Here is a 7,224-nt window from a genome sequence, read left to right on the forward strand (position 1 = left end):
TACCTGGCGCGGAAAGCCCTGCGACCGGTATTTACCCGACTTCTACGATGTACCGCTTCTTCTTCCCGTTCTCCACCATCATATACCGATCGTGGAGCAGGTCATACAGGGTAACCGTTGCTTCCAGGCTGGTCACCTTCTCCTTATTAATGGAAATGGCGTTTCCTTCGATGGCGCGTTTGGCTTCCGACTTACTGGCCAGAATACCACTATCTGCGAGGAAGTCCATTAAGTTAACACCATTCGCTAAGGGAGCTTTGGCAAAAGCGTGCGTTGGTAAGGTGCCACCCAGAAATGCCAGTGTTTTGGCATCTAATGCCCGAAGGTCTTCGGCGGCGGCTTTACCGTAGAGCAAGTTCGTGACGCGGAGAGCCGTAGCCAGCCCTTCGGCCCCGTGTACCCGCTCGGTCAGTTCTTTGGCGAGACGTGTCTTTACCTTTCTGATGTCGCTGAATTCCGGCGTTTCGCCTTCAAGAACTGCACAATCGGCCAGGATCTCCTCCTTGCTGCGTAAAGAGAAGTACTTCAGGTAAGTTGGGATGTCGGCGTCGTCGGAGCGCAGCCAGAACTGATAAAATTCAAACGGACTCGTCATTTCGGGATCGAGCCAGATGTTGCCGGCGGTGGACTTGCCGAACTTGGAGCCATCTGCTTTGGTCAGTAGGGGAGTAGTCACGGCGTAGGCCTTGCCCTCCAGGTTGCGGCGGACGAACTCGGTGCCGGCGGTGATGTTGCCCCACTGGTCGGAGCCACCCATTTGTACGGTTACTCCTTCGTCTTCGTAAAGCCGTTGGTAATCATAGCCCTGCAGCAGTTGGTAGCTGAATTCGGTGAAGGACATCCCGGTCTCCAGGCGGTTTTTGACGGAGTCCTTCGTCATCATGTAGCTGATGGTGAGGGTTTTGCCGACGTTGCGCAGGAAGTCCAGCGCGTTCATGTCTTTATAGAAGTCGTAGTTGTTCACGACGGAGAACTTTGCGGCTTCAACTTCCTCTGCACCTGCGGCCGCGCCCCTTAAACCCGCTGAAAGCAAACGCAGCATTTGCTGCCGCTGAAACTCCAGGTTGCTGTCCAGCTCTTCGTACGTCTTGAGTTGCCGCTCCTTGTCTTTTCCACTTGGGTCGCCAATGCGCCCCGTTGCCCCGCCAAACAGGACGACCGGGTGATGACCAGCGCGCGCCCACAGCGTGAGCAGCATGATCTGCACATAATTGCCGATGGTCATGGAGGGTGCTGTTGGGTCAAAACCGATGTAGGCCTTGCGGGGCCCTTCGGCCAGGTGTTCTTCAATTCCGGGGGTAAGCTGGTGCAGCATACCACGCCACGTTAGTTCGGCGATAAAATCCATAATTCTGTCTGAGTAGTTGGCCCGAAAACGGGGGCAAGGTTTCCTTTAGAGCTTGTTTGTGAATCTGGTTCCTGACCGAGAACGAGCCATCTTAGGTCTGATCAAGGTTAGAAAATGGACTCATAACGGGTTATTAGTTCACTTTTCTGAACGAAGAGCAGGCCTAAGATGGCCGTTCGCAGGTCGGAAGCGGATTCTCAAACAAGCTCTAAGTTGCGAGGGGTAGGCAAAAGTTGGGCAAATATAGGGCGCGGACGCAGGATGCAGGGGAAGTTTTTTGAGCAGTGACTGTAACATTGGCCCCCTTTGGTATTTTGAACTTGCGTGTGCAATGAAAAATGAACCATTATTAATCCAGCTCACTTGCCTAACCTACCTTTACCCTTAATATCAACCATCTTTAACGTGCAAGTCTTCTCCACATTCTCCACCCTTCTCTTTCTTGTTATCCTGACTGGCTGCGCCCAAGACGAGGGAAAGAACCAAGGCTACGCGGGGTCGGAGCAACCTCTTTTTAAACTGCTCAACTCCGAAGAAACCGGCGTTACGTTTGCAAACAACATTGTTGAAGACGAGCAATACAACCACCTCCGCTGGAACCACGTATACTCCGGTGCAGGGGTAGCTACAGGAGACATCAATAACGACGGACTGCCCGATCTTTTCTTTTCTGGCAACCAGGTCGGGGACCAATTGTACCTTAATAAAGGCAACCTTAAATTTGAGAACATCACCCTCCCTGCCGGAATAGTCCAGGAAGAAAAATGGTCGACGGGGGTCACCTTTGCTGACGTGAACAACGATGGTTTTTTGGACATCTACGTCTGCCGTAACGATCCCACCATGGATTTTACCCAACGGAAGAACCGGCTTTACGTCAACAACGGAGACAATACATTTACTGATCGGGCCGAGGAAATGGGAATGGCCGATATGGGGTTTTCTATTCAGGCTACCTTCTTTGACTACGATAACGACGGAGACCTCGATTGTTACGTCGTCAATCAACCACCGGATGGCCGGTTTGTCAGTCGGTTCAACCTTGATCTGGAAGAGGGTAAGGCACAATGGACCGACCACTTTTACAAAAACCTCGGAAACGGAAAATTTCAGGACATTACCCGCACGGCAAGAATCGAAAATTACGGTTACGGACTTAACGTAGTCGCCAACGACCTGAACAATGACGGCTACACCGATCTCTACGTAACCAATGACTACTACGAGCCCGACTTCCTTTACCTCAACAACGGGGACGGCACCTTCCGCAACGATATTGACGCGTCCATCCGTCACATCTCCAATTTTTCGATGGGCAGCGACATCGGTGATTTTAACAACGACGGGGAGCCCGACATTGGCGTGGTGGACATGGCTGCGCCCGACCACTTCCGTTCCAAAACGAATATGGCCAGCATGCGACCCAAACAGTTCTGGCAGCTGGTGGAAGACGGCAACCATTACCAGTATATGGCCAATACGCTGCAGATGAACAACGGCAACGGATCGTTCAGCGAAATCGGTTTTCAGGCAGGAATCGCCAAAACCGACTGGAGCTGGAGTTTCCTGATGGCCGATTTCGACAACGACGGCTTCCGCGATTTCGCCCTCACCAACGGGATTAAGCGGGACATGCGCAATAATGATTTTCAGTACAAGATCAAACAACTGAACGAGCAAGGACAAACTGAATTCAATGTAATGGATGTGATCCAGATGGTCCCTTCAGTTCCGATCTCCAACTATGTGTACCACAACGACGGGACCCAGAGCAATGGAGAACAAGCGCTGCACTTTACCGATGTTACCGCAGCCTGGGGATTCGACCTGCCAGGTTTTTCCAACGGTATGGCGGTGGCGGACCTGGACAACGACGGTGATCTTGATGCGGTGATCAACAACGTTAGCGCTCCGGCTTCGGTTTATGAGAATACCCAGGGTAATCAGGATAACTATGTACGTTTCGATCTGGGCGGGAAGCGAGGCTACGTAGCGGGGATGAACGCCAAAGTCACTATCCAGTATGCAGGTGACAAAATCCAGACTACGGAGATCACCGCTACGCGCGGATACCTTTCCGCTTCCGAAACGGTGGCGCACTTTGGGGTGGGGGAGGCTGAGACGATTGAGGAACTGAGAATTCGGTGGCCCAATGGAAAATGGACGATAGAGAAAAACCTTGCCGTCAACCAGACTCACCTGATCGATCCAGCCGATGCCAAGGGAAAAGAAACAGTACCTGATGTACCCCATAAACTATTGGAGGAGTTGAACCCTGAGGTGGTGTTGAAACTGACCCACCAGGAGAACAAATTCGACGATTTCGCGCGGGAGATCCTGCTGCCCCACAAACAATCCGAGCACGGGCCTCACCTTGCCACGGGTGACGTGAATGGTGACGGACGGGAAGACTTCTACTTCGGCGGCGCTGCGGGCACCAGCGGCCAGTTGATGCTACAGCGCGAAGACGGCCACTTTGTCCCGGCTGCCGCTCAACCCTGGAATGCAGATAAGGCCAGCGAAGACCTCGGTTCCTTGTTTTTTGATGCTGATGGTGACGGCGACGCTGATCTCTACGTCGTGAGTGGCGGGAGCGAATTCAATCCCAATGATAAAAGGTACCTCGACCGCCTCTACCGCAATGATGGCAAAGGGAGTTTTAAACGTGATCCAGCAGCCTTGCCCCAGTTGTTCGGCAGTGGAGAAGCTGTCGCAGCAGCGGATTACGACGGTGATGGCGATCTTGACCTCTTTGTCGGTGGTCGGTTAATTCCCGGAAAGTATCCGACCCCGACAGACAGCTACCTCCTGGAAAACAACAGCGGAAAATTCACCGATGCCACTTCCTCACGGGCACCGGACCTCACCGGTCTCGGAATGGTAACCGACGCCCTCTTTTCGGACTATGACGGGGACGGGGATCCGGACCTGTTGGTCGTAGGCGAATGGATGAAGATCAGGGTATTTGCCAACGAAGCAGGAACGTTCACAGATCAAACGGACCGTCTCGGCCTTGCTGATTCCAAGGCCTGGTGGTGGAGCATCGCTGCTGGTGATTTCGACGAAGATGGTGACCAGGACTATCTGGTCGGCAACCTTGGCCGCAACACCAAATACAAAGCAAGCAGGGAGAAACCGCTCATGGTCTATGGTAACGACTTTGACGAAAATGGCACCAATGACGTCGTTCTGGCCAGCTACTCCGGAGACCAGATCGTCCCCGTTCGTGGCCGTGAATGTTCGTCCGAACAAATGCCCTTTATTGCCGAAAAATTCCCCTCCTACGAGGGATTTGCCACCAGCGGTCTGGAAGGTATTCTTCCCGAAAACACGCTTGAAAAGGCGGTGAAGGAGCAGGTATATTCCTTTGAAAGCATTCTCTTGAAAAACGAAGGAGACCGCTTTGAAAGAATTGCGTTGCCTGCCAGGGCCCAGACTGCTCCCCTGCGCGATTTTATGGTCTTCGACCTGGATGGAGATGGGCACCTGGATGTTCTGGGCACCGGGAACATGTACGGCGCTGAAGTGGAGACCAGCCGTTATGATGCGGGCATCGGGCTAACGCTTATCGGAGACGGCCAGGGAGGATTTCGAGCCCTCGGGCCACGGCAAAGCGGCTGGTTTACGCCATTCGATGCACGTTCCATCAACGCACTCAGGACGGGAGACGGAACCTATCTGCTGGTGGGCAACAACAACGATCGGCTACAGGTCTTTGTACGGAAAGAAGGGGGGCGTTAAGTCGGCCTTCTTACTCGAAGTTGAGTTATTATGGAACTACGTTCGTAATACTTTAAGCGTTTATCGGGCTGCCGACCCCTATTCAGGCGACTTCACGCTGTGATTCTGCGGTTAAGAATAGGTGCAAACAATTCAGGTTGATCTGTAACTGAGCCTTACTTGATTCTGGGTTAATAAAAAAAAACACGTCGTAACACCTTGATTAACTGTCGTTCTTCGTACATTTGATATGTATTTTTCTTTGTATGGCACTGACCCGCCACAGTTTTTTATAATCTCAGATTAGAAAAGATGATAACAATTTTACCCAGAACGGCCATTGGTCGTACCCTGCTTAGTGGTGCTTTACTGTGCCTCTTTGCGTTTCTCCCACCCACTGTGAACGCCCAAGACATCATTCACCCTACTTCGGGAAGCGATAGCTACACCGTACTAGATGGATCGTCCCGGAACTATTACGACTCGGGCGGAGCAGGAGGAAATTACTCAGCTGGTGAATCCGGAAGTGTCACCTTCTGCCCTAGTACTCCGGGAGAGCAGATAACCATCCTTTTTAATACTGTGGATTTAGAAACCAGCTCCTCCGGAAGCGGTAATTTTGTTGGCGGGTGTTGTTGGGATGCACTGACCATCAGTGACGGAAACGGTACTTTGTTTGAAGGTTGTGGCGAGGACAGTGGCGACGGTGGTGACGCCTGCTCAAGCAGCCAAGGTGAAAATGGCCCCAACGACCTGGAGCCTGGAGATTCCTTCACTTCCACCTCCGCAGATGGTTGCCTCACGATTAGCTTTAGCAGTGATCCTTCGGTCACCGAGCCCGGCTGGGCCGCAGTTGTTTCAGCAAGCGGAGGTAATGGTTGTGCCGACATGGCTGGTCCAACCATCGACGATGCCACCGCCCGCCCAACGTGCGACGAGACCTTTGTCATGGAGACTAATTTTGACTACGTCTACACGGTCACGCCGCCCAGCAATGGCACCAGCAACAGCAGAGACTGCCGTTCGGCCGTCATTTGGCGCACGCCTCGCTTCTCGGACGATTGCGGTGTTGATTCTGTCTCGATCTCTTTCTTTGCGGAAAGCAGTCCAGCGCCTACCATTATTCCAGACGCGCTTACTTACGGCCCTGGTTCCACTGAAATCATGGACGGGGAAACGAACGGCTTTGTACAGTTCATCACGCCTTCTACTTACTTCTATGGTAGCGGCGCTTCTGCTTCTACTACTACCGGCGTTCTTTACGAAGTATTTGACGCTGAGGGAAATGTTGAAACCTGTACCTTCTACATTGAAGTAGTTGACAACGAAGACCCGATCATCGATACCTGCCCGGAAGACTTTGAAACTGCCGGAGACGATTCTGTCATCGGCAACGGAAACGGTTCCAACCTGGCCTACTCTGAAGCTACGGTTACCATCACCGAAGCCCAATTCACGGCAGAAGGTGGTGTCATTGACGAAAACTGTGGCATTGAAACCATCACTTACGTTGATACCCAAATGGGCATGGAACCTACCATCGTAACCCGGACCTTTACGGTGACGGATTATGTCGGCCTTTCTGATGAATGCGAACAGACGATTACCATCAATGAATGTATCGTTGATCTTACCTGCCAGGACGTAACAGTATATGTTGATGATGCTGGAAATGCTTCCATCACGCCAGAAGAAGTTCAGGCAGATGGTTCTTGCGATAACAGTGGCCTAAGCCTTTCACAGTCTACTTTTATTTGTGATGATGTGGCCAACGGACCGGTTACCGTTACGCTGATGCAAGACAACCAAACTCAGGGAAAGGCCCCTTGTACTGCCCAGATTACGGTACTGGACACCATCCGCCCCGTCATTGTCTGCGAAGCCATCACGGTAGCCATCGGTGCCGACGGCACCGCCATGATCGAAAACGACGATGCCGTGGTCAGTATCGACGATAACTGTGACATGGACCCTTCCGGTCCCTTCACCGTGGGTGGTCCCATTAACGGTCGCACCTTTGATTGTTCCTTCGTTGGCACCACCGTCCAGCGGACGGTCGTTGCGACCGACATGAGCGGTAACCGTGGCGAGTGTACTTACGACGTTACGATAGTCGATGAAATTCCCCCAACCCTCGAATGCCCCGCAGAACTGAC

The 7,224-nt window shown here is 52.5% G+C and carries 3 protein-coding genes; 2 read left to right on the forward strand and 1 reads right to left on the reverse strand.

The window, feature by feature from the left end; all coding sequences use genetic code 11:
* Positions 1-31: 31 nt before the first annotated feature.
* The gene (gene tyrS, locus B036_RS0124590) at positions 32-1,348 is read right to left on the reverse strand and encodes a tyrosine--tRNA ligase (protein WP_020571405.1); all 1,317 of its coding nucleotides are present in this window, start codon (positions 1,346-1,348) and stop codon (positions 32-34) included.
* Between the two features lie 405 nt (positions 1,349-1,753).
* Between tyrS and B036_RS30965 the strand changes: the two genes are divergently transcribed.
* Positions 1,754-5,089 (forward strand): VCBS repeat-containing protein, encoded by a 3,336-nt coding sequence (locus B036_RS30965; protein WP_020571406.1) that lies wholly within the window; start codon positions 1,754-1,756, stop codon positions 5,087-5,089.
* Between the two features lie 291 nt (positions 5,090-5,380).
* The coding region (locus B036_RS0124600; RefSeq protein WP_026232322.1) for a CUB domain-containing protein at positions 5,381-7,224 on the forward strand (1,844 nt) is incomplete at its 3' end.

Origin of the sequence: Neolewinella persica DSM 23188, from assembly GCF_000373105.1 — a bacterium.
GTDB classification, from domain to species: Bacteria; Bacteroidota; Bacteroidia; order Chitinophagales; family Saprospiraceae; genus Neolewinella; species Neolewinella persica.

What these genes read in the sequence shown, in the direction of transcription:
- tyrS (WP_020571405.1), bottom strand. Translation starts at nt 1,348, where the DNA reads ATGGATTTTATCGCCGAACTAACGTGGCGTGGTATGCTGCACCAGCTT.